Here is a 26,255-nt window from a genome sequence, read left to right on the forward strand (position 1 = left end):
CATTACCCCTTCTTTCTAGAGAAAAAGATGCCTCAAGAGGCATCCTTTTTTATACGTTCGCTTTAATTGTCTCTAAAGTTGTACGATCGCATGTTTTAACTAGTTTAAGAATAAGTTCTTTTGCTGCAGCGTAATCATCTGTATGAATAATAGATGCCGAAGTATGAATATAGCGAGAGCAAATACCAATTACAGCACTTGGAATACCTTCATTTGATGTATGAACACGTCCAGCATCTGTACCACCCTGTGAGATGAAATACTGATATGGAATTTTATTTGTTTCTGCAGTATCTAAGACGAATTCACGCATACCACGGTGAGTCACCATTGTACGGTCGAAAATTCGAAGAAGTGCTCCTTTTCCTAGCTGTCCAAATTCATTCTTGTTACCAGAAGCATCATTTGCAGGACTTGCATCTAGAGCAAAGAATAAGTCAGGATTAATCATGTTTGCAGATGCTTGTGCACCTCTAAGACCAACTTCTTCCATAACATTTGCACCAGAATAAAGCATATTCGGTAATTGCTCGTTTTGTACTTCTTTTAAAAGTTCAATTGCTAATCCACAGCCATAACGATTGTCCCAAGCCTTTGCCATAATTTTTTTATCATTTGCCATTGGGGTAAAAGGACAAACAGGCAAGATTTGGTCACCCGGTTTAATACCCATTCGTAGAGCATCCTCTTTATCATCTGCTCCAACATCAATTAGCATATTTTTTATATCCATCGGTTTGTTTCGAAGCTCATCACTTAACAAGTGTGGAGGAATAGAACCAATTACACCAGGAATCGTTTGATTTTTAGTGACAACTTCTACTCGTTGTGCAAGTAAAACCTGGCTCCACCAACCACCTAATGGTTGAAAACGAATCATTCCATTATCAGTTATACCAGATACCATGAATCCGACTTCATCCATATGACCTGCAACTAAAATTTTCGGTCCATTTTCATCCCCTTTTTTTAGCCCAAATATCCCGCCTAAATTATCTTGTACAATTTCATCTGAATATTTAGTTAGTTCGTTGCGCATAAATGCACGAACAGCATATTCGTTTCCAGGAGCTCCTGGTAGTTCTGTCAACGTTTTAAATAGTGAGCGCGTTTCTTCATTCATATAAAAAAGCCTCCTAAAGCTATATAGATAATTATCTTCACCTTCTATTGTAATAAAATATTGTTTGGTTTACTACAATAAAACTTCGTAAACCGAAAAATTTAATCGTAACGAAGATGTATGATACACTAAAAAAAATAGGTTAGGGAGGAATACTAATGAAATTAAGGGATTATATGATGGGCCTTGGAACTGGAATTGTTATTGGTGTTATTGCAAGCAAAGCTACAAATAAGATGGATTTCAATCGTTCAGCAGAGTTAGTATTAAACGAAATTAAAAATTCTTTTAAACAAGAGGGTCCAATTGATGGATCATGGATATATATGACGCCTGAGAAATTTCAAAAAGCAGCCATTAGTATGGAAGTTTATAAAGGTGGAATTTCTCGTGTAAAAAACGGTGAACTTGAGCAATTTGAGTTTGCTGCAGATGCAAAAACAGGATCCGTTGTGGATTTGGTGAAAATCTAAGCTTTGGAAAAGAGTGGTTCATCATGATAAACCATTTTCTGTGTCTTTTGAAAATTTCAGTTAAAACATCCTTGCCATTTAGCTTGTTAGAAAAATTCTCTCTGATATCTCTAAGGCTATTTACTTGCGTAAAGCCGCCAAATACTTGCTCTAACGAGAAATTTACTTACTTTCCATTATAAGTTACTTGCGCGCATCGTGTGTTTACTTGCACTCCAAGGCTATTCACTTGCGGAAAGGTAAATTTATCCACATCTTTCTCTAATCCGTTCGAACCTTTGAATGGCTAATTATTGACAAAAATAAAAAACGAGCGATGACTAAATGTCACTGCTCGTTTTTTATTCACCGACTTCTCTCCACTATATCCATTATTTCTTTTCCATCTTCCGACCATTTGATCATTCGATAGAAAGCATCATGGTAGAAGCTGAACCAATAATTATGTTGAAGTGCATGTTTGACCCATTTTTCTTTTGCAAATATAGATGTCATTGGATAATCATCGTATGCAAGCACCCATAGTGGGTTTTGGTGTGCATGTGTAGGCATTAGATCTGCCATATGTATGACAGTATCTTCTGCTTGCTTAAATACAACAATACTATGTCCGTCACTATGACCTCCTGTATGAATCATTTCGATTCCTTCTATTACCTCGAAAGAATTAGTGAATGGTATAACTTGACTCTCAATTGCCTCCCAGTTTTCTTTCCAGTACGTATTTTTAGAACGAATATTGGGATTTTTCATCTCATTCCATTCAACATCGGAAACATATATTTTGGCATTTGGAAAAGTAGATACTATTTGGTCTCCTCCCCATTTTGTTAGGCCACAAGCGTGATCAAAATGAAGATGAGTCATCATGATAATATGGATGTCTTCAGGTAATAATCCTAATTCTACAAGATTATCTTCCACTTGAGATTGATCCGTAACACCATAGTTTCGTAATTGTTTCTCAGTCATTTTTCGATAACCAAGACCTGATTCCAGTAAAATATTCTTCCCTTTATATTGGACTAGTAGTGGATCTGAAGGTAGTTCAATTTGATTTTTCTCATTGACAGGATATTTCTTTTCCCATAATGGTTTTGGAACAACTCCAAACATGGCACCCCCGTCCATAAAAGTTGTTCCTCCCTTTAACCATGTGAATGACATTTCATGAAATTTAAACGTGTCCATCCTCTGACCCCCTAATCAAATATGCCTCGGCAGCGCCGCAGGAAATGCGCCTACGCAAGCTCATCGCAGAAAACCGTGCTCACATAGGAATTTATCGAGCTCGATAAATTCCTATGTGGCATCTACCGAAGGCTTTAACTTTATTCAGCAGGGATTTTGGACCCCAACTGAGTTGAATCATTCATCTGCTGAATGAAGTTATACGTATTTTGCTTCCACACGGTAAATCGGTTGACCTTTTGCGGAAAACTTTTCTTCATATTCTGTCATAATATTGTCCTCAGGCATATTAACATGCAAATCTAGTGAAACATCTTTGATAAGCATTCCAAAGGCTGACATACTAGTTAAGGAATATTCAAATAAACCTCGATTATCAGTTTTGAAATGAATTTCAGCATGGTCAACCAAAATAGATTTGTATAACTCTAAAAACTCTGCATGTGTTAAGCGCCGTTTAGCATGTCTAGTTTTTGGCCATGGATCTGAGAAATTAAGATAGACACGGTCTACGTCGTTTTTTTCAAAATACTTCGCTAGATCTGAACCGTTAACTTTCAATAATCGTAAATTCGGCAATGGCTGGGCAGCAATAGCATTTTCCAATGCAGACACAATTACACTATCATATAGCTCGATACCAATGTAATTGATTTCTGCATTTTGCTTAGCCATTCCTGTTATAAATTGTCCTTTTCCTGAACCTACTTCGATGTGTAATGGATAATCATTCTTAAACTCTACATTCCATTTCCCTTTGATTTCTTCTGGGTTTGGTATGACTATTTCTGGATGAGCATTGATAAAATCCTCTGCCCATGGTTTATTTCTTAACCTCATTTTTAAAACTCCTTTTTCTTTAACGGTTTGCTATATTCCACGCGTTAGCTAGTACTGAACATGTATAAACTGTATCTTTATCGGTTACACAAGTAAACTCACCATCTACATGACCAAACACCTCATCATGGATCTCCATATTAAAATCTGATGCTTGAAACTGTGTAACTTCATTAAACTTAGTATGTTTTCCAAAGAATACTGTACCAAAAATAAATAATAATTTCCATCTTGATAATTTGTTTACAACCGTCATTTCAAGTAATTGATCATTGGGTATAGACGTTGGTGAAATTTTCATTCCACCTCCAAAATACGGCTGATTGCAAACAACAAAAAACCACACATCTTCAAATCGGATAACTTCATCTTTATTATGTAAGGTAAAAGAAAATTTTTTAAATGTAAATAATTCTTTAATGAGATATATTATGTATGCAAGTTTACCGAGTCGCAATAGGTTTAGCCTGCTTTTCCACACAGAATAATTAGCAAGATAAGCCACTTTTGCATCAAACCCAAAACCTGCATTGTTAACAAATTGGTAGGTTGTATCAGAAGTTTGTACGGTACCAATATCCATTTTTGTTGGAAGCTTTCTAAATACAAACTCCTGAATGTCCTTTGGTGTATGAAAAACGGAGAAAGTTCGGCTAAAGTCATTCCCACTGCCTGCAGCAATTATACCAATTCGAACATGTTTAAAACTCAATACACCAACGATAATTTCATGGATAGTCCCATCACCGCCAACACCAACAATTAGCAAATCATTCATAGATTCTGCACAATTCTTTGCAATTTCAGTTGCGTGACCTTTTCTTTCTGTTATAAATACGGTGTGGGGAAAATCGATAGCCTTTTTCCATTTTCTCCACACCTTTTTACCTAACCCATTGCCTGCATGCTCATTTACGATAAAAACTATATTACTCATTTTGTTCCGCACTACCTAAATCCGAGCTAGATCTTGAGTACGAAGTGGTTTGTACTAGGTCTAAAATTGCTTGTGCTGCTTTAAATTGCATATGCTTCATCGGAGAATGGGAAGATTTCAATGATAAAAACCATTCTGGAAATTTTCTAGTATCGATAAATTCGGTTTGATAAGAGTTTCCAGGATAATCTATATAGCCATTTCTTGAAAGTATTACTTTTTTTATCGGTAACTCTACTTCTTGCTTTTGGAAGATCTGACCTAATATAGATTCCATTCGATTTAGATTAATCGTTGGATTTAATATTTTTTTCTCTTCTTTTCCACTTTTCTTTAGCCAGAACCGATCCCCACTTCCTATAAACGCATCGGAAGTTTTGTCCTCAAGAACGACAATGCATACAACTTCAGTAGGAAGTATAAGTATAATATCTAACTCAATTGGTGCTTTCTTAAGCTTTAAAATAGGATAATAAAATAAAAAATAATTATCTGGTAGTTTCTGAGTTAAATCCCTCAACATGGAATCACGCATATACTTTGGATCAACATAAGACTTTTCACGTAAAGTGGAGCTTGCCCATTTTAATTGAAAATGAAATAACTGATCCAAATACATTCGCTTTAACTCTTCTTTTGTTTGAGGTTTATATACTAGCTTTGGTTCAAAAAGTAACGTAGTAGATTCTTCTGGTATTGGTACCCCTTGGGTCAATTCATCATTTTGCCATTCTATATCTTCTACTAATTCTTTTTTATGCTTTGGAAAAAGAATAGAGAAAAGTGACTTTTTCTCGTATTCTACAACAACTTCCTGTTCTTTTTCGATCCAATCAGAATTAAAGGATCCTCGTTCCCACTCTTCCTTTGTTCGATCCCACTGTTGTTTCTTTAATCGCACAAATTGAGTTGGGTACCTTTTTAAATCAATTTCATAACGCGAGATATAATCTTGCAGTTTAACTAGTTGTGCCATTTTCATCCCTCCTCCACTTAACTATACACATTTCTTCATAACGCGGAGAACGATTCGTATTAATCGTAAAAATAGAGAAACTTTGAACGTCAAAAGCTAAATCATGTAGTGTAAACTCTGTTAAATTTAGCGATTCTTTAGAAGCCCATTTTTTTGCAATTGTAATATGGGCAGTAAATTCGTTTTTTTTCTGTACTTCAATAAAATTCGCTAAAAGATGTACAATTTGTTGCTGTAAGAATTGCAAAGGATTACTTTTTTCTATCGCAGTATACACAACGCGTGGAGTGGATTTGTTTCCAAAATGTGCCACACCATGTGTTTTCAGTTCAAAAGAATCCCACTCTAACAGGCGAAGAGAATCAATTATTTTTTCTAATGTATTTTCCTCAACTTCACCTAAATAATAGAGCGTTATATGAAGATCCTCAACTACGGGTAGTACTTTATGTGTCTGTAGTAAATTTGTTTTATCACGTTCCCGAATAATTTCAGTTGCAACCGGCTCAGGAATCTTTATAGCGATAAAATAATGTTTGCTCATATTTTAACGGACGAAGGAATTCTTTTTTCAAAAGCCACTTGAATTTTTTCAGTCCATTCGCCACGTTTGCCGTTGCCAATTAATTGACCGTCAATTGAAATTACTGGCATTACTTCCGCATTCGTAGAAGACATAATCATTTCATCCATTTCTAGTGCTTGTGATTTTGTGAATGCCTCTTCAACTACCGATAACCCTATTTCTTCACAGCAACTTAAAATAACTTGGCGAGTAATACCATTAAGTATTAAATTGCTAACCGGATGGGTGTATAAAACTCCATCTTTAATGCCGTACATATTAGACGATGAACCTTCTGTAATCGTTTCTCCACGATGTAATACCGCCTCATAGCAATCTTTACTAATCGCTTCCTGTTTCGCAAGAACATTTCCTAATAAATTTAACGATTTAATATCACAGCGAAGCCAGCGAACATCTTCTACAAAGCAAGCTTTCACTCCATTTTCTAATTGCGAAAGAGGACGTACAGTCTCCTTTGTATACGCTGTTAATACAGATTCAACCGCCGGTACCGGGAAATTATGTTGACGCATGCTAGTACCGCGTGTAACTTGAAGATAAATCTGCCCATCTTTAAGCTCATTCATTTCGATTAAATCATATAACATTTTGTGCATGACATCTTTTGTATATGGAATTACTAGTTGAATTTTATCAGCACTCGCATATAAGCGATCAATATGTTCTGTAGCAGTGAACATATCTCCGTTATATATTTTAATGACTTCATAAATTCCATCTCCAAATTGATATCCACGATCTTCGAATCCAATTTTCACATCTTCCTCATTTACAAATTGATCATTCCATAATATTTTTACCATACTCATTTCCCCTCCGAATTTGAAATTCCTGCAAGCTCAACTATAGCATCTGCATAAATAGCAGTTGCTTTAACTAAATCCTCGATATCTACATATTCATCCACTTGATGCGCTACATCTTTTCTACCAGGGAAAACCATACCAAACGCTACCCCTTTTTCTAGTACCCTCGCATATGTGCCACCACCGATAGATAATAGCTCTGCTTTTTCTCCAGTATGTCTTTCGTATACTTTCTGTAATGATTTAATAAGTATATCTTCTTTATCGACATAATGCGGCTTAGAATTAGTACCCAGATCCAATGTAATACCTGTACCATAAAGTGCATCTCTACACGCACTTAATTGTTCATCGAAGGGATAGCTGACAGAATAACGCATACTCACTTGTGTACAAGATCCCTGTGCAGGCGAATAGTGAATGACCCCTGGATTTAAAGTCGTTTCCCCTGAAATTTCATCTGTAAAATTGAGTGCCAGTGAATGTCCTCTACTATCTTCCCCAAATGAATTCACTAAAAAGTTAACGAATGCTTTAGAATGAGGAGTCAAATTAATATTTTGCAAGAATTTCGCTAATACAACCCCCGCATTAACGCCATCGTCCGGTTCCATTGCGTGAGCTGATTTACCATAGACAAGTACTTTAACCATAGGACCTTCTTGTGTGACTTCTCCTTCTACATTATGTTCAGCTGCAAACTCTTGGAATTTTTCTTTTATCATATGTAGGCCACCAAACAATACTGCAAATGCTTCATCTGGTACCATATTTGTACGTTTTCCTGCTTGGAAAAATTGAATCGTTTCTGTGTCAGCTGAGCCAGTTTGAGTAAAAATTAAACTTGCGATTCCTTTTTCTGCATTAATAATCGGGAAATCTGCATCTGGAGCGAACCCCATTTCGGGCATTGCTTCTTTTTCAAAATATCTATCCATACATCGGAATCCACTTTCTTCGTCTGTTCCAATAATGAGACGTACTTTTTTTGAAAGTTCAATTCCGGCTTCTTTCACTAGTTTCATCGCCATCCAAGCAGCTATCGTTGGCCCTTTATCGTCTATAGCACCGCGACCATACACTTTACCATTAGCCACTACACCTTCAAATGCTGGATATGTCCAGTTTTTACCCTCTGGGACAACATCTACATGACAAAGGATTCCTAAAATATCCTCACCTATACCCATTTCAATATGTCCAGCTACGTTATCAACATTCTTAGTTACAAATCCTTCTTGATCACCCTCGTTCAACATGTGTAAAAGAGCTTCTAATGGTTTAGGACCAAAAGGCATTTCATCATTACCAGCTTTTTCATCCATTACACTTGGAATTTGTATTAATCTTTGCAATTCTGCTATGATATCTGCTTTTTTCGATTCTGCTAGTTCTAACCAGTTCATATTTGCTTCCTCCTAAATAATACTTATATTCCATTTTACACTTTTTATAGCGTAAGACACAAAAAAAGAAGGTAATTTATAGCCTGTTTTAAACTTTGGTCAACGTCCTGAAGAGCATTTATTACTTTGGCTTATCAATTATTTACGTTTTTTTACGCTAGTTTAATTGCTCTCACTATTTTTTACTTGCTTACAAAAGGAATTCACTTGCGAAAGGGAAATATCATCCATTTATATTCCTAGACAGTATTTGGTGCTCTTAAAATACTTAGATTACGCTAATTTTAATGTTCTAATAGCCTATTCCAAAACTAAAAAGAAATGTGAATTATTTGTAAATATCATAATTTCTATAGAAATTTCAATAGAAATCTACTATAATGGAATTGTCAGAAAGTAAATATTTTGACTACAATTTAGTAAAGGGGCTGTAAATTGCAATTACTCAGTTGCTTTTCACCCAAGTCGTCCGCTAGTCTAGCCAAGAGATATCATGATGAAGGAGTGGTTACTTTTGAAACCAACTACTGATCGGATGTTAATTCGAATTAAAGACATGTATATGTTCATCCGAGATAACGGAACAGTTACAACACAAGACTTAGTCGATGAATTTGGCATCACTCCTCGCACGATTCAACGAGATTTGAATGTGCTTGCTTTTAATGACTTAGTCATTAGTCCGACAAGAGGCAAATGGACCACGACGAACAAACGAGTTAAATTGACATCTTAGATAGTAACAATATGAAAAGAATGACCAAGCTCAATAGTTAAGCGAGGTCATTCTTTTGCTGTATTTGTTCTAATTCTTCTTCAGTCAATTCTCTATACGTTCCTTCTTCAAGAGAGCTATCTAATAGTAACATCCCCATTGATAACCTTTTTAAATAAACTACTTTTTTCCCCACCGATTCAAACATTCTTTTCACTTGATGGAATTTCCCTTCCGTAATAGATAATTCTATTTCGGAAATAGGACCACTCTTTAAGATGTTTAGTATGCCAGGCTTTGTATGATAACCATCATCCAATATTACACCATTGGAAAAGGCCGTAATATCCGATTCGTCTACTACACCTTCCACTTTGGCATAATACACTTTTGGTACATCCTTATTTGGGGATAGAAGTCGATGTGTTAAAGCTCCGTCATTTGTCAATAAAAGAAGTCCAACTGTATCCTTATCTAATCTACCCACCGGATATGGTTCAAAATGACGAACATCATCATCTAATAGATCAATAACTGTTTGATCCCTAGAATCTTCTGTCGCAGAGACTACTCCAGGTGGTTTATTCATCATTAGATAGATGAACTCCTTATATTCAACTACTTCTCCGTAAACTGTTACTTTATCCTTAAATTCATTTACATGCATGGAGCTGTCTTTAACAACAGCTTCATTTACTTGAATAGCTTTCGATTTGACCAATATTTTTACTTCTCTTCTCGTACCATATCCCATATGAGATAGAAATTTATCTAATCGCATTTAATTCTCCTAGAAACCAATTTTTTTCGTAAAACGGGTGAGTCTATCACCAAATAGTTTTTGAGCAAGTCCCAATCGTAAAGTAACAAATGCATAAAAAGCAGCTCCTATACCAGCACAAACAATAATTGATAACAGCCCTTCTAGCTTAGTATCAATCGTCATTAGCTGTCCTAGTGTCCATTTTGATAAAAACACAAGAGTCAACATGGCTAGGTTCACGATTAAGATTAGCATTACCCTACGAATGACCATAGTCGATCTGTAATGTAAAGTTTTGTGTATAGCAAATAGATTTAACCCAATTGCGACCATATATCCACATGCAGTTGCCATAATAGCTCCATCTGTTTCAAACACTTTAATAAGTGGCGTATTGAGCACCAGCTTTGTTAGAATTCCAAGTAGTAAATTTAAAATAATTAGCTTTTGTCGATCAATTCCTTGAAGTATAGAAGTTGTTACTGGATATAATGCAAACAAAATAGCAACTGGTGCATAATGCGCAAGCACTGCGGCCCCTCTTTCACTCGCCTCATAAAACACAAAGTAAAATTCATCTGCTAATACGGAAATCCCCATTGCTGCAGGAACCGTCAAAAACAATAAAATTTGAAAAGATTGGTCCAATGATTTACGAACCTGCACAAAGTCTTGTTTGGCATAATAGCTAGTAATCAAGGGAATCAACGTCATACTAAAACCTGTTGCAAGCATAACTGGAATCATTACAAGCTTATGAGTACTAAAATTCAACATACCTAACAAAGTATTAGATACATCACCACCTATTCCAATCGTAGACATTGCATTATTAAATGTAATCATATCGATAAATTGAAATAAAGGATTTATCACTCCCACAAGTGCAAAAGGTACTGTATAAATCAGCATTTCTTTATAAATATTCGATAAAGAAATATCTGAACTTGGTTTACCCGAGCCCGTGAGCAAATCATTAAATTCTGGCTTAAGTTTTTTCCAATACCAAAATAACACGACCAAGCTTGCAATTGCCCCTAAAAATGCTGCAAATACTGCAAACGAAACCGCCGTTTTCTCAGTACCCTTAAATATGTAAACAACAAAAAAGCCACCGACTAGTACAAAAAGTATTCGAACAATTTGTTCCCACAATTGAGAAACTGCAGTAGGTGTCATATGTTGATAGCCTTGGAAAAAACCTCTTACTAAGCTCATTAGTGGAACTACAATAACAGCAAAGCTCACAAATTTAATCACAGAAGCTACATCAACTACTGAAAACACTGCCTCATCATCTTTAATAATTAGATGAGCTATAGGATCAGCAAGGAAAAAAAGAATTAAAAAGCCTAAGAATCCTGTTACTGCCATAAGTAGCATGCTCGATTTTACTAGCTTTCTACCAGTAGCGTAGTCTCCTAGAGCGTTATATTTAGATACAAATTTTGAAACTGCCACTGGAACTCCAGAAACTGCAATTGCCAGCATGATAGAGTATGGTGTATAGGCATATTGATAAAGCGCTATATACTCTTCCCCTACTATTTGATAAAAAGGTATTACATAAAGAACACCTAGTATTCTTGATAATAAGAGACCGACCGTTAGGATCATTGTCCCTTTCAATAAATTTGATGCCATCTAACCCGTCCAATCTTATCATATTCGCCTCTACGAATATACTCCTGCACAAGCTCGTCGCAGAAAACAGTGCTCGCAGATTTATCTCGACCTTGCTTGAGAATCTGCAGCATCCGCCAGAGGCCTTAACCTTATTAAGCAGGGCTTTGTAGACACCACTTAGTTGAATACATATTTGTATTCACCACACCTCTTATAGAAGTGGGATACTTCCGCTCCTGAGCTAACTCGTCGCAAAAAATATTAGCTTAATGAAGTTAAAATGTCTATCTTACAGTTTACAACTGTCTAAACAAAACCACAATCATGTATAATAAAGAAAAAACCGAAAGTGTGAATTTATTATGTATGACGTTATTGTAATTGGCGGGGGTCCCTCAGGATTAATGGCTGCTGCGGCAGCTGGTGCAGAAAAAAGGAAAGTGCTTCTTATTGAAAAAGGAAATAAGCTTGGGAAAAAGCTTGCTATATCTGGTGGCGGTCGTTGTAATGTTACTAATAGGTTACCTCAGGAAGAAATCGTAAAAAATATCCCTGGAAATGGTCGATTCTTATTCAGCCCGTTTTCTGTTTTTAATAATGAAGATATCATTGATTTTTTTGAAAATCTTGGAGTGCCCTTAAAAGAAGAAGATCACGGTAGAATGTTCCCAGTGTCCAATAAAGCTATGGATGTTGTAAATGCTCTTTTAGATGAATTAAAAAGATTACAGGTAGAAATTAAATTAAATTCAGTAGTTTCTAAGTTATTGATGAATGATGAAAAAGTAATTGGCGTAAGACTTGCTTCAGGTGAAGAAATTACTTCTAATGCAATCGTAGTAGCGGTCGGCGGTAAAGCAGTTCCTCAAACCGGATCAACCGGGGACGGTTATCCATGGGCCGAAAAAGCTGGACATACTGTGACGGACTTATATCCAACAGAGGTACCTTTATTGTCCAATGAGGCATTTATCAAGTCGAAAGAACTTCAAGGTCTAGCGCTTCGTGGTGCGGGTGTTTCAGTGTTAAATAAAAAAGGAAAAGCAATTATCACACACGAAATGGATATGTTATTTACCCATTTTGGCTTAAGTGGCCCTGCAGTCTTAAGATGCAGTCAATTCGTTGTAAAGGAACAAAAGAAAAATGGAGGACAGCCTGTTGCAGTTCGAATTGACAGTCTTCCGGAACAAAATGAGGAAGAAACTTTCCAAATTTTGCTATCCGCTATTAAAGAAGATCCAAAAAAAGCAGTGAAAAATGTTTGGAAAGGTATTGTACCTGAACGATGGCTTTTATTTTTACTACAGCGCACCGCTATTCAAGAGAGTGAAGATGGCCAAAATCTTGCACACGAAAAGATTCGTGCACTTGCTCATGAGTTAAAGCAATTTAATGTCTTTGTGTACGGTACACAACCTTTAGAAAAAGCTTTTGTTACTGGTGGAGGTGTCTCCATTAAAGAAATAGAACCTAAAACTATGGCTTCAAGGAAAAAAGAAGGACTATATTTTTGTGGTGAAATATTGGATATCCATGGCTATACAGGTGGCTACAATATCACCTCTGCCCTTGTTACCGGAAAAATTGCCGGGATGAGTGCCGCAAAATCGATTGAATTTTAAAATAACTTATAATACAATAAACTATAATAAGCGATGAGGAAGAATAGTAGCTTTATGAATTGCTTCAGAGAGCTGACGGTGGTGCAAGTCAGTGCAAGCTATAAAGTGAATGGGCTTCTTAGCTCCAATGCTGAACAATTAGTTTCAGTAGGCTTTGGCGTTCGTCTACGTTATAGGACTAGCAACTGTTTGGTTGCAATAAGTGGATTACAATAGTGATCAATAAAGGTGGCACCACGGCTCTCCGTCCTTTGATGGAGGGCCTTTTTGTGTTTAGTTGAGCTGAGATTAGTTGAGAAAAGGAGAGAAAAGTTATGACAGTTGAGACGAGAAGCTACCAAATGAAAGAAATTCAAGGGGATATGATGACTCCTATTTCCATTTATCATTCATTGCTTGGAAAGAAAAAAATGTTATTTGAATCCTCCGCAAAGCATAAGGAAAGTGGAAGATATTCCTTTATCGCAGTGGATCCCATCAGGGAATTAACAGGTAACCAGCATGGATATTCATTGTCCTATGAAAATGGAAAAATAGAAGAAGAACAAAAATCTGTAATAGAAAAGCTTAAAAAGATATTGCCAATACATCGAGATCCTTATCCATTTACTTTCTTTGGAGGAGCAATTGGATATTTTAGCTATGAAACTGCATTCTACTCTGAGAAAATTGGAGTTCTATTAAACGACGATCTAGAAATGCCAGATGTACATGTCATGTTTTACGATACCTTTATCATTTTCGATCATTTGAAACAAACTGTTACTATTGCGGCCATTGATCTATTCCAAAATGGACGATCTGAAAATGCAATGACTAACGCCATTGAAAAGATTTACTCTGAGCTTCAGCAGGGACCAATAATTCCTGAAAGTATGGAGCCAACGCTCTCTTTTAAGCCGCAGATGCAAGAAAAGGAATTTACGGAGATGGTGGAAAAAGCGAAAAATCACATTATTAAGGGTGACATTTTTCAAATAGTATTATCTCAGCGCTTTACTACTCCTCTTAATGGAGACCCTTTCTCGTTGTATCGACAGCTTCGCACTTCCAATCCATCTCCTTATATGTTTTATATGGATTTTGAAACTTATATCATTTTAGGAACATCTCCTGAGAGCTTAGTAAAAGTGAAAGATAGATTAGTAACAACGAACCCTATTGCTGGGACTAAACCGCGCGGAAAAACCGTTGAGGAGGATGCTCTCATAACAAATGAGTTATTAACAGATGAAAAAGAAGTTGCAGAGCATCTGATGCTCGTTGATCTAGGTCGCAATGATATCGGTCGAATTGCTGAAGTCGGAACAGTTCAAGTCGAGAAATATATGAAAGTTGAGTACTATAAATATGTCATGCATATTGTATCGGAAGTGACAGGCAGATTGAAAAAAGATGCTCATGTTCTAGATGTGTTAACTACTTGTCTACCAGCAGGTACTGTATCTGGAGCCCCGAAAATTAGAGCAATGCAAATTATCAATAATTTAGAGTCTGTGAAACGTGGTGTTTACGCGGGGGCGGTTGGCTATATTTCGGTTACTGGTAACATGGATTTAGCGCTCGCCATTCGAACTATGGTTGTCAAGGACCATTACGCCCATGTCCAAGCTGGAGCCGGTATAGTCTATGATTCTATTCCAAAGAGTGAATACGAGGAAACGATCAATAAAGCAAAGGCTCTTTTGGAGGTTCAACGATGATTTTATTAATCGATAACTACGATTCCTTCACCTATAATTTATATCAGCAAATTAGTATGCTTGGCAAAGAGGTTAAAGTCATTCGCAATGATGCCATTACTATAAGTGAAATAGTTGAACTGAATCCGATGGCCATTATTATCTCTCCCGGTCCAGGAACTCCCGCTGATGCAGGTATTTCCATCGAAATAATTCGGAAGCTATACAAACAGTATCCCATTTTAGGTATTTGTCTTGGGCATCAGTCGATTGGGGCAGCTTTTGGAGCAAAAATAGTGCAAGCAAAAACAATTATGCACGGAAAAATATCCACCCTTTCGTATAAAAATTATGCTTTGTTCGAGTCTTTTAATGAACCAATTTCGGTCATGCGATATCATTCTCTTGTAATTGAAGAAAAGTCTTTAACAGACCAATTGGAAGTGATTGCACGAGCAGAAGATGACAATGAAATAATGGCTATCAAACATGTCATTTACCCTCTTTATGGACTTCAATTTCATCCAGAATCCATAGGAACAAAGCAAGGTAATCGAATGATGCAGTCATTTATCGAAAGTCTTGAAATAAGCAACGTAAAATGAGATAAATAGCGCTTAACTTCCATAAGTGTAGGGTTCATCCCCACTTATGGAAAATAGGACCATTTGGACTTCTTGGGAAATGAAATAAAAACCTTACGAAATACCGGGTAAAAGGAAGCCCTCCCCTTTAAGTTCGAAACTTGTTTCTATCGTCTTCATTAGGCTTTGGGCAGTTTGTTGTCCTATTTTTACAGAATAATTTTTAGAGAGGTTGATCGTGACTAACGTCTGATCACCCTCTTTTTTATCAGTAATCTAATAGGGTTTGTCTGTCCGTCATCCTGCTATAACCAGGAAAGTACGTATTTGGATACCAAATGAAAAGATACTTTCTTTAAAAGGAACATAATCTTTATTTGTCCTGTCTTAACTTCCTACTCATCACTTCTGCCATTTTATGAGAATTCAAATCCTCTTCTTCATAAAGTTTGTTAATGATATTATGATAGTCCTCTTCATTACGATTTTGACTTAGTTTATATGCTGCTTGAATTTCTTGTACTTTGATCTTAAATCCAACAATACCTTTTAGTTCTTTGTTTAATAACTGAGGCGATAGCCCATCCCACAATACTGGATTTTTACGGTGCTTTTCGTATTTTTGAAGCAACTTTGTTAGGTCCTGTTTTAACTCTTCTTCGCTTAAGATGCTCGCTTTACCATATACATGAACAGCTTGATAATTCCATGTTGGGACATTTTCTTTTTCATACCAAGAAGAAGAAATATAAGCGTGGGGTCCTTGGAACATAACCAATATATTTTCACAGATTTCTAACGTTCTCCATTGAGGGTTACCATAAGCCATATGCCCAGTTATATAATAATCATCTCCTTCTTTAATTATCTGCATTGGCAAATGAGTGGCAATCGGTTTCTCTTGCACTGTGGTGATAAGCGTTCCAAAAGAATTTTCTTGAACAAAATTCCAAATTTCCTCAACATTTGTGACCTTAAAGTATTTCGGAGTATACATAATAATCACCCTTTCGAAAATAATTATATAAGTTTTTTGACCATTATAAAGTCTATTTGCTCTTCATCACCCATATAAAAAGAGTGGGCTCCAGTTTGAACAAATCCCATTTTTATATAAAAAGCAATAGCATTTTCATTTTTTTCCCAAACGCCTAACCAGACTTTCTTTTTATGACACTCAAGAGCAATATCCAGTGATTTATTTAGAAGATATTTTCCAAGTCCATGTTTCTGATATTTTTTCTTTATATAAACCCTCTCTATCTCTAGTGATTCATCACCCATTTCTTCAGATTGAGCATCATTGGTATTGACCTTTAAATATCCAGCAACTTCGTTCTCAAAATAAACAAAAAAGAATTTAGAAGATATATTGGTTAATTCTTTCTCAAGTTGTTTTAAGTTAAATGCTCTTTCCATATAGGCATTCATATTTTCCGGCGAATTCTGATGCTCAAATGTTTCGTTAAATGTTTCGCTACTAATTTTTTGAAGTATATGTAGATCTCCAAGGGTACACAGTTTTGTTTTTATCACTTTAAATTTGTCACTCCTTAAAATTATTAATAATTTCTCTTGTTTCCCTTTTTTACATATTCCCAATCTATTTCTATATTTTTTCTAACTCTCTGGAGAAGAGTACTAATGATTTCTGTTTCGCTTTCGGAAAATCCAACTAATGCTTTCATATTTGAATAATCATTTTCTTTTTTTATGAAAGGATAGATGTTTTCACCTTTCTCTGTGGGATATAGTTTTTTTATTTTTTGGTTATGTTTATCATCTCTCTTTTCAATAAAGCCATTGATTTCAAGTTTTCCTATAGCACGAGAAGCTGTGGTTCGGTCTACTTTTATCATTTCAGCTAACTTTTCTTGAATTATCCCTGGATTTTCACATATTCTCACAAGGTATAAATACTGTCCTTTTGTAAGATCATATTCTTTAAATTCTATATTGCTTATAGAATCTAACGCTCTAGCTATCATTCCAATTTCGCGCAAGATATCCTTCATAATAAGCCTCCTATCCACTTTGTTGCAAATGCAATAAAAAATATAAATTAAATTTAACTTAATATCGTTGTATTTGCAACAAAAATAATAAAAAAAGTTTTTGTATAAGGAACTGAGACATATTAGCCGACAAATTTTGTACCGATTCTAGTGCACAGATCTATACAAATACTTCTGAATTCTTGTACAACACCAAAAATTGATAAAAATAAAAAGCATTCATTGTGGAATGCTTTCAGACTGTAGACAAACTCAATTTTTGGAGCATAGAATTGTATACTAAAATCGGCAAGACCACCACTTTGCTTTGCGTGAGCTTGGCTTCAGCCTCCTCGTCACTGGGAAAACATATGCTCCTGCGGTTACTCGCAAAGACATTGGTCAAACAAAGTTCGACCAATGTCTTTCCTGCGGGGGCTTCTGCTCACGCTGTTCCCAAAGGAGTCTTCGTGGTGGTCCTTGCCTTATAAACAACTCCTTAAAGGTTTCCACTATATATATTTTTATTTAGATAGGGTAACCTCTTTAAAGATATTTATTATTACTCATAACAGTTTATAAAAATACTTTTCTCGTCAAGCTGAAAGCATCCATTGTAGAATGCTTTTTATACTTTCTAAATCACTTTTTTTAACATCTTACATGCCTGCGCTTAAAGCCAATTCTTCCTCTATCGACTTCTTTTTGTATGTTTTCGTAAGCATTTAGGAAACTACTTTTTTTATCGTCTTTCTTGAGTTCTACTATACCTATCTCCTTTGCGGTCTCAAGTGCTTTTTCGTGTAGAGGCAAATAAGAAGTCCCCACTGTGTACAAAAAATTATTCATAGAAGATTTTGCTCTTTCAGGTGATTCCTGAATGCTACTTTTTACCATGCCAAGCATATCTAAGATCTTGCTTTCTGAAAATTCCACGTCTTTACGGTTTCCTAGAAGCCAACAGTAACAACTCCAACCAGCAGACATTCTCAGTTCTTCTCCACTTTGAATCCATTTATCTGCTACTTCTTGGGCAATATCTGACTCTGATAAAGTTACAGCGACTACATAATCGGATAGCATATAAAAATACGCCGAGTCCATCCAACGATTATAATCCGACTCAGTCATGGCTTTAGGGTCTGCAATGATTCCAGCAAAGTACATTGCATCATAGTTCCCGGTAGCATATAACTCTTCAGCTAAATGTTGATTTATTTTTATTTTCTTTACGATTGGCTTCATAGCGCCTGTAGCAACACCAAATAGCGGTTCATGCGCACCATTGGATATATACATTTTTTTAGTTCTATCCTTACCAAGTGCTTCAAGCTCCTGCATTACCATTTCCAAATTCATCGTTTAGCACTTCCTTCTATAAAAAATTTCCATAATCGCTCAAACAACACTATATCTTTCTAATCCTATTTCACTTTGAAAGTAGGACTCAATTCACTCCATACATCGAACACATTTCCATCTAGATCGCGGAAAACAAAATTGTTACCTGGATGGCCCCGATCTTCAATTTCCCCGACACTTACTTCCTTTTTCTTAAGAAATTCATGAAATTCTATTAATTGCTCTATACCATCCACTTCAAAAGTCATTGTAAAATGTTCCTGTTGATAGCTATCAAAAAAACTAGATCGTTCCCCTACTTGAGCCTTAACAAGAAAAAAGCTTTGATCAGCAAATTCTAAGATTGCTTTATCATCATTTCTAAAGTTCTCAACTGCGCCTAGCATTTCCTGATACCACTTCGATGATTTCTCTGGATCTACAACAGGAATGTATGTAGTCCCCACTCTTTTAATAAAGTTATTCATTGCTTAAACTCCCCTCTTATTATTATAAGGCTTATAGAAAATTACAATTCCATATCTATTTCTATCATATCATTTTAGAGGTCTTTCAAGACATGATTAAAGTTAGATCGTTTTGATTCTTTTTTATGTTTACTTGCTTTCACCTTTTGTTTACTTGCTTCTACCTGTAGCTTACTTGTGATTGTATTGGGTTTACTTGCTCTCTGTCTATGTTTACTTGCGCTCTAACGCTTTTTACTTGCTAAACGGATATTTTTCCCAAAAATATTTATTCACAGTCTAAATTGGTATAATCGAAAAAACATCTCACCTCTAAGAAACTAGAGGTGAGATGTTTTATTCATTCTTATTATAACTTCTTTTAAAATCTACATTAGATTACGATATTGACCATTTTACCTGGAATCGCAATTATTTTCTTCACTTCTTGACCTTCCAACCATTGTTGCACTTGTTCAGAAGCAAGAGCTAATGCTTCTAGCTCTTCTTTTGTCGCATCTTTAGCAACATGTAATTTCGCACGGACTTTTCCTTTAATTTGAACAGGAATTTCTACTTCATTGTCTACCAACTTAGATTCGTCGAAAGTTGGCCAAGATTCATAAACGATTGTATCATCATGTCCAAGGATACTCCAAAGCTCTTCCGCAATATGTGGAACGATTGGAGAAATAAGCTTCACAAATCCTTCTACATACTCTTTAGAAATTTGCTCTGCTTTATAGCCTTCATTGATAAATACCATCATTTGCGAAATGGCAGTATTATAATGCATTGCTTCAAAGTCTTCAGTTACTTTTTTAACAGTTTGGTGATACGCTTTTTCCATATTATCAGAAGAAATGTCCGTAACTTTAGAACTCAACTTACCTTCTTCATCGACAAGTAAACGCCAAATACGATCAAGGAATCTTCTTGATCCATCTAAACCGTTTGTTGACCATGGCTTCGAAGAGTCCAGTGGACCCATGAACATTTCGTATAGACGAAGTGAATCGGCACCATGACTTTTTACAATATCATCAGGGTTTACTACATTCCCTTTTGATTTAGACATTTTCTCATTACCTTCACCAAGAATCATTCCTTGATTAAATAGTTTTTGGAATGGCTCTTTCGTAGTAACAACACCAATATCATAAAGAAACTTATGCCAGAAACGTGCGTACAATAAATGAAGTACTGCATGCTCTGCGCCACCTACATAAATGTCAACTGGTAGCCAACGTTTCGCTAGTTCTGGATCGACAAGTGCCTCGTTATTATTTGGATCAATATAACGAAGGTAATACCAACAGCTACCCGCCCACTGTGGCATAGTATTAGTCTCACGACGACCTTTTTTACCTGTTACTGGATCTACAACATTTACCCATTCGGTAATATTAGCTAATGGTGATTCACCTGTTCCACTCGGTTTAATATCTGTTGTTACCGGAAGCATTAATGGTAATTCAGACTCATCTACAGGTGTCGAAGTACCATCCTCCCAATGGATAATTGGAATTGGCTCGCCCCAATAGCGTTGACGGCTGAATAACCAATCACGTAGACGATACGTAATTTTCTTCTCACCTTTACCATTCGCTTCAAACCATTGAATTGCTTTTGCTATTGCTTCTTGTTTATTTAAGCCATTCAAGAACTCTGAGTTAACAAGTGTACCATCTGCTGTGTAAGCTTCTTTTTCGATGTCTCCACCAGAAACTACTTCCACTATTGGCAAGTCAAATTGTTTCGCAAACTCATAGTCGCGCTCATCATGTGCAGGAACTGCCATAATTGCACCTGTTCCATAGGTAGCTAACACATAATCTGCAATCCAAATCGGCATTTTCTCCCCACTTACAGGGTTAACCGCATAAGCACCTGTAAATACACCTGTTTTATGTTTTGCTAAATCTGTACGTTCTAAGTCACTTTTTAGTTTCACTTGATCTTTATAAGCTTGCACTGCTTCTGATTGGTCAGCAGTTGTGATGACATCCACAAGCTTATGCTCAGGTGCTAATACTGCATACGTTGCACCAAAAATAGTGTCTGGTCTAGTTGTAAATGCTCGGAATGATTCGTTAGTTTCAGCTACCTCAAATGTAAGCTCTGCACCTTCTGAACGCCCAATCCAATTACGTTGCATTTCTTTCAAGCTATCCGGCCAGTCAAGATCATCTAAATCCTCTAAAAGTCTGTCTGCATAAGCAGTTATACGAAGCACCCATTGACGCATTGGACGGCGTTCTACTGGATGTCCCCCACGCTCGGATACACCATCGATTACTTCTTCATTAGCCAAAACAGTACCTAATGCTGGGCACCAGTTTACTGGCACTTCATCTACATATGCTAGGCCTTTTTTGTACAGTTGAATGAAAATCCATTGTGTCCATTTATAATAAGAAGGATCCGTCGTATTGACTTCTCTATCCCAGTCAAATGAAAATCCTAAATCGGTCATTTGACGTTTAAATGTAGCAATATTCTTCGCAGTAAATTCTGCGGGATCATTCCCAGTATCAATTGCATATTGCTCTGCTGGAAGACCAAAAGCGTCCCAACCCATTGGGTGAAGAACGTTATAGCCTTGCTTACGTTTAAATGCACTTAATATATCCGTTGCAATATACCCAAGTGGATGCCCTACATGTAGGCCAACTCCTGAAGGATAAGGGAACATATCCAATGCATAAAATTTTGGTTTGGATGGATCATCTGTCATTTTATAGGTTTTATTTTCCTGCCAATACTTTTGCCACTTTTTTTCAATCGCTTCATGATTAAAGCTCATCGTAACTCCTCCTTAAATTTAGAAAAGCGTTAGCGCCTATGCAAGTCTCGACAAGTGCTGGAAAGGTTTCACGGACAGGCATCCTCTGCCTTTTCTTGAAACCCTGAAGCAACTTGAGGGGCTAGGCGCTAAAGCTAGACATAAAAAAACTCGCCCCTTAAAAAACTAAGGGACGAGAGATATACTCACGCGGTACCACCCAAATTAGTGAAAACTTCACTCAACTTGATTCCTTAACGCGGAAAACGGAATAAGCTACTAATCGTTCACTTATTCAGACTCAAAGGCGAGTTCAATAATTCGTAACGCTAACTTACACCAATCGCTAGCTCTCTAAAGAAACGATATTTATCTACTATTCCTTATCTCAGTCAACTTCTATTAGTTTTTATGATAATGGATTCTGTATTAAAATACAAGCTACACTTTAATCAATTACTCTTTGTGATAATTGCCGTCCAGAGGGTTGACTTAAATCAGCAATACTTTCGCTGTTTTAATTTAAATCGCTACATTTTCTCTAACATCTTTAATAATAAGCTCCGCTTCTGTAGCGTCGATAATATCTTGAACAGAATAACCCTCGAAAACTTCCTTCAATTCAAGTCCGTCCTCGGTTACCTCTATCATTGCCCGTTCTGTTATTATTTTATTCACAACTGCTTTACCTGTTAAAGGTAATTCACATTGTTTTTTAATTTTAGCAGAACCGTCTTTTGCACAATGGTCCATAATGACAATAATTTTCTTAGCACCATGCACTAAGTCCATTGCTCCGCCCATGCCTTTTATCATCTTCCCTGGAATCATCCAGTTTGCAAGATCTCCTTTTTCAGAAACCTCCATCGCTCCTAAAATGGCTACATCGACATGTCCTCCACGTATCATCGCAAATGACTCTGCACTATTAAAAAAAGCTGAACCTGGAATAGTAGTCACTGTTTCCTTACCGGCATTTATAAGATCTGGGTCTACTTCTTGCTCAGTTGGATATGGACCTATGCCAAGCAAACCATTTTCAGATTGTAAAACGACAGTTTTATCTGGAGAGATGAAATTCGCTACTAAAGTCGGAATCCCAATTCCTAGATTAACGTAGTTTCCATTTTCGATTTCCTTTTCTGCTCTTCTTGCAATTTTTTCACGTGTATTCAATCGAAACTCCTCCTTAAGAACGTGTCGTTAAACGTTCGATTCTTTTTTCCTGTTCTGCTTGGAACAGACCTTGAACATAAATACTCGGTGTATGTATTTGGGCAGGATTTAGGTCGCCTGTTTCCACAATCTCTTCCACTTCTGCTATGGTAATTTTACCTGCTGCTGCCATCATTGGATTGAAGTTTTGCGCTGTCATATTATAAATAAGATTCCCAAATTTATCTGCCTTAGCTGCCCGTATGAAAGCATAATCAGCTCGAAGTGCTTCTTCTAATACATATTCCTTACCGTCGTATACACGTACTTCCTTTCCTTCCGCTACAATGGTTCCTACACCTGCAGGAGTATAAAAAGCAGGAATTCCAGCACCACCAGCGCGAATTTTTTCTGCCAACGTTCCTTGTGGTGTCAATTCCACCTCAATCTCACCAGATATTACCTGTCTTTCAAACTCTTTATTTTCCCCAACATATGAACCTATCATTTTCTTTATCTGTTTATTTTTAAGTAGCAGCCCTAGACCCCACTCATCCACACCACAATTGTTGGAGATAACCGTTAAGTCCTTCACACCTTTTTCAACTAACGCTAATATTAGCTGTTCCGGAATTCCGACAAGTCCAAATCCTCCAACCATTAGAGTCATTCCATCTTGCACCCCTGCAACAGCCTCTTTAGCTGAATTGTAAATAGGTTTCATGCTTCCAATCCCCTTTCAAGTAAGCTTGACACATTATTATTTTCTCAAATATCCGATAACTTAGCAAACTATATTCCTGAATATTTGAATAGATGAATTCTTTCTCCCTATCTAGTGATATTTAATAAAACACAGCGATTATTAAATCGGACGTTTAAAAAACAATCGCTTAAAGTCAATAATTATAATTATTGACTCGTGTAACCACCGTCTAAAACAACTGCTTGCCCAGTCATACCTTTTGCAGCTTCACTTGCTAAAAACATAGTTAAATCAGCTATCTCTTTTACGTCTAACAATCGTTTTTGTGGAACTAAAGGATATAATACTTCCTCTAAAACGGCTTCAACTGGAACATTTCGTACTTTCGCTAAATCCTTAAATTGGTTCCGTACAAGCGGTGTGTCCACATATCCTGGGCATACGGCATTCACTGTGATTCCATCTGCCGCTGTCTCAAGAGCTGCAACTTTTGTAAGACCAATTACGCCGTGTTTGGCTGAATTATAAGCTGCTTTACCAGCAAAACCAACTAAACCATTTATAGAGGCCATATTAATAATTCTCCCGAATCCGTTCTCCCGCATATGCGGAAGAACGTGTTTAGTTGCAATAAACGGAGCGGTTAGCATTATTTTGATCAATAGCTCAAAACGTTCTGTCGGAAAATCTTCTAGCATTGAAACATGCTGCATACCTGCGTTATTTATAAGGATATCAATCCTTCCAAATTCTTTAATAGTAGCATTTATAGAATTGACTATGTCTTCCTCTTTTGTCACGTCACATTTAATACCAAGTACTTCATTTCCTAAATCTATGGCAGCATCCTTTACCTTCTCTTCATTTATATCAGTTAAAACAACTTTCGCACCAGCTTTATAAAATTCCTGAGCAATCTCAAAGCCTATGCCCTGTGCTGCTCCAGTAATAAGAAGAACTCTATCTTTAACCACTTATATTACCCCCAACTTACCATAAGATTCGCTTAATATAATCAAATACCTAATCCAATAGAAAAAAGAATTATCGCAATTGCTAATCCTATTAATGGTGTTACAACTGTTGTTGCAGCTACAGCCCAATAGGCTGCACTATGTTTTTCACCACAGATCGATTGAATTGTCGTTACCACATAACCATTATGTGGTAGGGAATCAAGTGCCCCTGATGATATTGCTACAACTCGATGCAAAGCTTCTTGATTGACCCCTGCTTCAATGTAACCCGGAGCTAATAATGGCAATGCAATAGTTTGACCACCAGAAGCAGATCCGGTCATACCTGCGATCACCGATACCGCGACACCAGCACCTATCAATGGAGATCCCGGTATACTAGCCATAGCATCCACTGCTACACCAAAAGCAGGAACAGCTTTTGCTACACCTCCGAAACCGACTACAGCAGCTGTATTTCCAATTGCTATTATAGCCCCTATTGTTCCAGCAGAAACTGCTTCCCATGGACTTTTAAAGTATTTCCAACTCACAATAAATGTTGCAATAATTCCACCAAGTAACGCCAAGATTAGTGCCGATTGCTTTAGTTCATCGTGGAAAATATAAGAAATAACTAATACTACTATTAGTGGGATAAATGCTAGAAACGGATTTGGTAATGCACGAGATGTATCAAAAGTAGGATCTGTTTTTCTATCTTCAAAGCGTTCACCATTCTTTACGGCTTTCGAAATAATTTTCTTCAGCCACCAGTAACCAAATACCGCCATAAAGGCTGCTACGATAATACTTACTTCTGCACCTGCATAAGGTGTTGTCTCTAGATAATCCATCGGAATCCAGTTTTGAATTTCCGGAGATCCAGCGGAAGTCATGGTAAATGTTACGGATCCTAAAGCAAGTGTTGCAGGTATAAAGCGACGTGGCAAATCAGCTTGTTTAAACAAAGATATAGCCATTGGATACACAGCAAAAGCTACAACAAACAAACTTACTCCCCCGTATGTCAAGATAGCACATGCAATAACAATAGCTAAAACAGCAAATTTCATCCCTAATTTGTCCACTATCATTTTTGCAACTGCATCTGCAGCACCGCTATCCTCCATAACCTTTCCAAATACAGCACCTAATAAAAACATTAAATACCATGACATGATAAATCCTGTAAATCCTTGCATATAATTTGTCACAAAGTTTGGTACACCATCTTCCACTAATTGTGGAAATAGTGGCATACCGCTCATTAATGCCACGAATAGTGCAGATACTGGACCAACTATAATAATATTTACACCTTTCAAAGTTAGACCGATTAATAACGCAAGTCCCCCTATTAAACCAATCATACTCATTAGAATACTACCACCCATAAACAAATCCCCCTTAATTTTTATAGTTAAATCTTCCGCCGTTTCTCTGCAGTTGAATCGGCTTTATTGAATCATCTATCAAACTTCAATTCTTAAATAAAAGCGCTTTCATAGGTAA

At 36.6% G+C, this 26,255-nt stretch carries 25 protein-coding genes and 2 other annotated features; of the genes, 5 read left to right on the forward strand and 20 right to left on the reverse strand.

The window, feature by feature from the left end; translation table 11 throughout:
* Window positions 1-49 precede the first annotated feature (49 nt).
* The gene (locus ACQCPR_RS12590; protein ID WP_090564359.1) at window positions 50-1,123 is read right to left on the reverse strand and encodes a M42 family metallopeptidase; all 1,074 of its coding nucleotides are present in this window, start codon (window positions 1,121-1,123) and stop codon (window positions 50-52) included.
* A gap of 158 nt (window positions 1,124-1,281) precedes the next feature.
* On the opposite strand from ACQCPR_RS12590, the gene ACQCPR_RS12595 reads away from it, so the two are divergent.
* Window positions 1,282-1,596, forward strand: coding sequence for a hypothetical protein (locus ACQCPR_RS12595; RefSeq protein ID WP_427137154.1), 315 nt, complete (start codon window positions 1,282-1,284; stop codon window positions 1,594-1,596).
* A 345-nt stretch (window positions 1,597-1,941) separates the two neighbouring features.
* Here ACQCPR_RS12595 and ACQCPR_RS12600 read toward each other — a convergent pair whose 3' ends face one another.
* The 7 genes from ACQCPR_RS12600 to pepV all read right to left on the reverse strand — a co-directional run bounded on the left by ACQCPR_RS12600 (window position 1,942) and on the right by pepV (window position 8,341).
* A complete protein-coding gene (locus tag ACQCPR_RS12600) occupies window positions 1,942-2,787 on the reverse strand; it encodes a YtnP family quorum-quenching lactonase (RefSeq protein WP_090564363.1) in 846 nt (281 codons plus the stop codon).
* 198 nt (window positions 2,788-2,985) lie between these two features.
* Entirely contained in the window at window positions 2,986-3,627 is a 642-nt protein-coding gene (trmB, locus tag ACQCPR_RS12605) for a tRNA (guanosine(46)-N7)-methyltransferase TrmB (protein ID WP_090564365.1), read from the reverse strand.
* 19 nt (window positions 3,628-3,646) lie between these two features.
* Window positions 3,647-4,564 (reverse strand): diacylglycerol/lipid kinase family protein, encoded by a 918-nt coding sequence (locus ACQCPR_RS12610; RefSeq protein WP_427137155.1) that lies wholly within the window; start codon window positions 4,562-4,564, stop codon window positions 3,647-3,649.
* Window positions 4,557-5,540, reverse strand: coding sequence for a nuclease-related domain-containing protein (locus tag ACQCPR_RS12615; RefSeq protein WP_090564369.1), 984 nt, complete (start codon window positions 5,538-5,540; stop codon window positions 4,557-4,559). The genes ACQCPR_RS12610 and ACQCPR_RS12615 overlap by 8 nt, the downstream gene beginning before the upstream one ends.
* Window positions 5,524-6,084 (reverse strand): RNA 2',3'-cyclic phosphodiesterase, encoded by a 561-nt coding sequence (gene thpR / locus ACQCPR_RS12620; protein ID WP_427137156.1) that lies wholly within the window; start codon window positions 6,082-6,084, stop codon window positions 5,524-5,526. Before thpR ends, ACQCPR_RS12615 begins: the two co-directional genes overlap by 17 nt.
* Window positions 6,081-6,932 carry a D-amino-acid transaminase gene (gene dat, locus ACQCPR_RS12625; protein WP_090564373.1) on the reverse strand — a complete coding sequence of 284 codons (852 nt, stop codon included), beginning with the start codon at window positions 6,930-6,932 and terminating at the stop codon, window positions 6,081-6,083. The genes thpR and dat overlap by 4 nt, the downstream gene beginning before the upstream one ends.
* Window positions 6,933-6,934: 2 nt before the next feature.
* Window positions 6,935-8,341, reverse strand: a complete 1,407-nt coding sequence (pepV, locus tag ACQCPR_RS12630; RefSeq protein ID WP_427137157.1) for a dipeptidase PepV — start codon at window positions 8,339-8,341, stop codon at window positions 6,935-6,937.
* Between the two features lie 514 nt (window positions 8,342-8,855).
* Here pepV and ACQCPR_RS12635 point away from each other — a divergent pair.
* The gene (locus ACQCPR_RS12635) at window positions 8,856-9,077 is read left to right on the forward strand and encodes a DeoR family transcriptional regulator (protein ID WP_090564512.1); all 222 of its coding nucleotides are present in this window, start codon (window positions 8,856-8,858) and stop codon (window positions 9,075-9,077) included.
* 37 nt (window positions 9,078-9,114) lie between these two features.
* Here the strand turns inward: ACQCPR_RS12635 and ACQCPR_RS12640 are convergent, their stop codons facing one another.
* Together ACQCPR_RS12640 and ACQCPR_RS12645 are read right to left on the reverse strand one after the other, a co-directional pair.
* Window positions 9,115-9,837, reverse strand: a complete 723-nt coding sequence (locus tag ACQCPR_RS12640; protein WP_427137158.1) for a pseudouridine synthase — start codon at window positions 9,835-9,837, stop codon at window positions 9,115-9,117.
* 9 nt (window positions 9,838-9,846) lie between these two features.
* On the reverse strand, window positions 9,847-11,463 hold the full coding sequence (locus ACQCPR_RS12645) for a putative polysaccharide biosynthesis protein (RefSeq protein WP_090564380.1): 1,617 nt from the start codon (window positions 11,461-11,463) through the stop codon (window positions 9,847-9,849).
* A 344-nt stretch (window positions 11,464-11,807) separates the two neighbouring features.
* Between ACQCPR_RS12645 and ACQCPR_RS12650 the strand changes: the two genes are divergently transcribed.
* The 3 genes from ACQCPR_RS12650 (at window position 11,808) to ACQCPR_RS12660 (ending at window position 15,357) form a co-directional block, all read left to right on the forward strand.
* On the forward strand, window positions 11,808-13,070 hold the full coding sequence (locus ACQCPR_RS12650; RefSeq protein ID WP_090564382.1) for an NAD(P)/FAD-dependent oxidoreductase: 1,263 nt from the start codon (window positions 11,808-11,810) through the stop codon (window positions 13,068-13,070).
* A 24-nt stretch (window positions 13,071-13,094) separates the two neighbouring features.
* Window positions 13,095-13,325 (forward strand) — a binding site (T-box leader).
* Window positions 13,326-13,384: 59 nt separating this feature from the next.
* Complete coding sequence (gene trpE, locus ACQCPR_RS12655) at window positions 13,385-14,773, forward strand: anthranilate synthase component I (protein ID WP_090564384.1); 1,389 nt, start codon at window positions 13,385-13,387, stop codon at window positions 14,771-14,773.
* Window positions 14,770-15,357, forward strand: coding sequence for an anthranilate synthase component II (locus ACQCPR_RS12660; protein WP_427137159.1), 588 nt, complete (start codon window positions 14,770-14,772; stop codon window positions 15,355-15,357). The genes trpE and ACQCPR_RS12660 overlap by 4 nt, the downstream gene beginning before the upstream one ends.
* Before the next feature lie 352 nt (window positions 15,358-15,709).
* On the opposite strand, the gene ACQCPR_RS12665 is transcribed toward ACQCPR_RS12660, so the two are convergent.
* The 10 genes from ACQCPR_RS12665 to ACQCPR_RS12710 form a co-directional block, all read right to left on the reverse strand.
* On the reverse strand, window positions 15,710-16,333 hold the full coding sequence (locus ACQCPR_RS12665) for an FMN-binding negative transcriptional regulator (protein ID WP_427137160.1): 624 nt from the start codon (window positions 16,331-16,333) through the stop codon (window positions 15,710-15,712).
* A 23-nt stretch (window positions 16,334-16,356) separates the two neighbouring features.
* On the reverse strand, window positions 16,357-16,872 hold the full coding sequence (locus tag ACQCPR_RS12670; RefSeq protein WP_427137161.1) for a GNAT family N-acetyltransferase: 516 nt from the start codon (window positions 16,870-16,872) through the stop codon (window positions 16,357-16,359).
* A 26-nt stretch (window positions 16,873-16,898) separates the two neighbouring features.
* Window positions 16,899-17,351, reverse strand: coding sequence for a MarR family winged helix-turn-helix transcriptional regulator (locus ACQCPR_RS12675; protein ID WP_090564392.1), 453 nt, complete (start codon window positions 17,349-17,351; stop codon window positions 16,899-16,901).
* A gap of 630 nt (window positions 17,352-17,981) precedes the next feature.
* Window positions 17,982-18,689: a DNA alkylation repair protein gene (locus ACQCPR_RS12680; RefSeq protein WP_090564394.1), complete on the reverse strand. Its 708-nt coding sequence runs from the start codon at window positions 18,687-18,689 to the stop codon at window positions 17,982-17,984.
* Between the two features lie 65 nt (window positions 18,690-18,754).
* Entirely contained in the window at window positions 18,755-19,159 is a 405-nt protein-coding gene (locus ACQCPR_RS12685; RefSeq protein ID WP_090564396.1) for a VOC family protein, read from the reverse strand.
* A 373-nt stretch (window positions 19,160-19,532) separates the two neighbouring features.
* On the reverse strand, window positions 19,533-21,944 hold the full coding sequence (gene leuS / locus ACQCPR_RS12690; protein WP_340880162.1) for a leucine--tRNA ligase: 2,412 nt from the start codon (window positions 21,942-21,944) through the stop codon (window positions 19,533-19,535).
* Between the two features lie 165 nt (window positions 21,945-22,109).
* Window positions 22,110-22,322, reverse strand: a binding site (T-box leader).
* 123 nt (window positions 22,323-22,445) lie between these two features.
* Complete coding sequence (locus ACQCPR_RS12695; protein ID WP_090564405.1) at window positions 22,446-23,099, reverse strand: 3-oxoacid CoA-transferase subunit B; 654 nt, start codon at window positions 23,097-23,099, stop codon at window positions 22,446-22,448.
* A 13-nt stretch (window positions 23,100-23,112) separates the two neighbouring features.
* Window positions 23,113-23,802, reverse strand: a complete 690-nt coding sequence (locus ACQCPR_RS12700; protein ID WP_090564406.1) for a CoA transferase subunit A — start codon at window positions 23,800-23,802, stop codon at window positions 23,113-23,115.
* 188 nt (window positions 23,803-23,990) lie between these two features.
* A complete protein-coding gene (locus tag ACQCPR_RS12705) occupies window positions 23,991-24,758 on the reverse strand; it encodes a 3-hydroxybutyrate dehydrogenase (RefSeq protein WP_340880164.1) in 768 nt (255 codons plus the stop codon).
* Between the two features lie 41 nt (window positions 24,759-24,799).
* Window positions 24,800-26,137, reverse strand: coding sequence for a GntP family permease (locus tag ACQCPR_RS12710; RefSeq protein WP_427137162.1), 1,338 nt, complete (start codon window positions 26,135-26,137; stop codon window positions 24,800-24,802).
* Window positions 26,138-26,255: the final 118 nt, after the last annotated feature.

This window comes from Psychrobacillus psychrodurans, from assembly GCF_050209195.1.
Lineage (GTDB): Bacteria > Bacillota > Bacilli > Bacillales_A > Planococcaceae > Psychrobacillus > Psychrobacillus psychrodurans.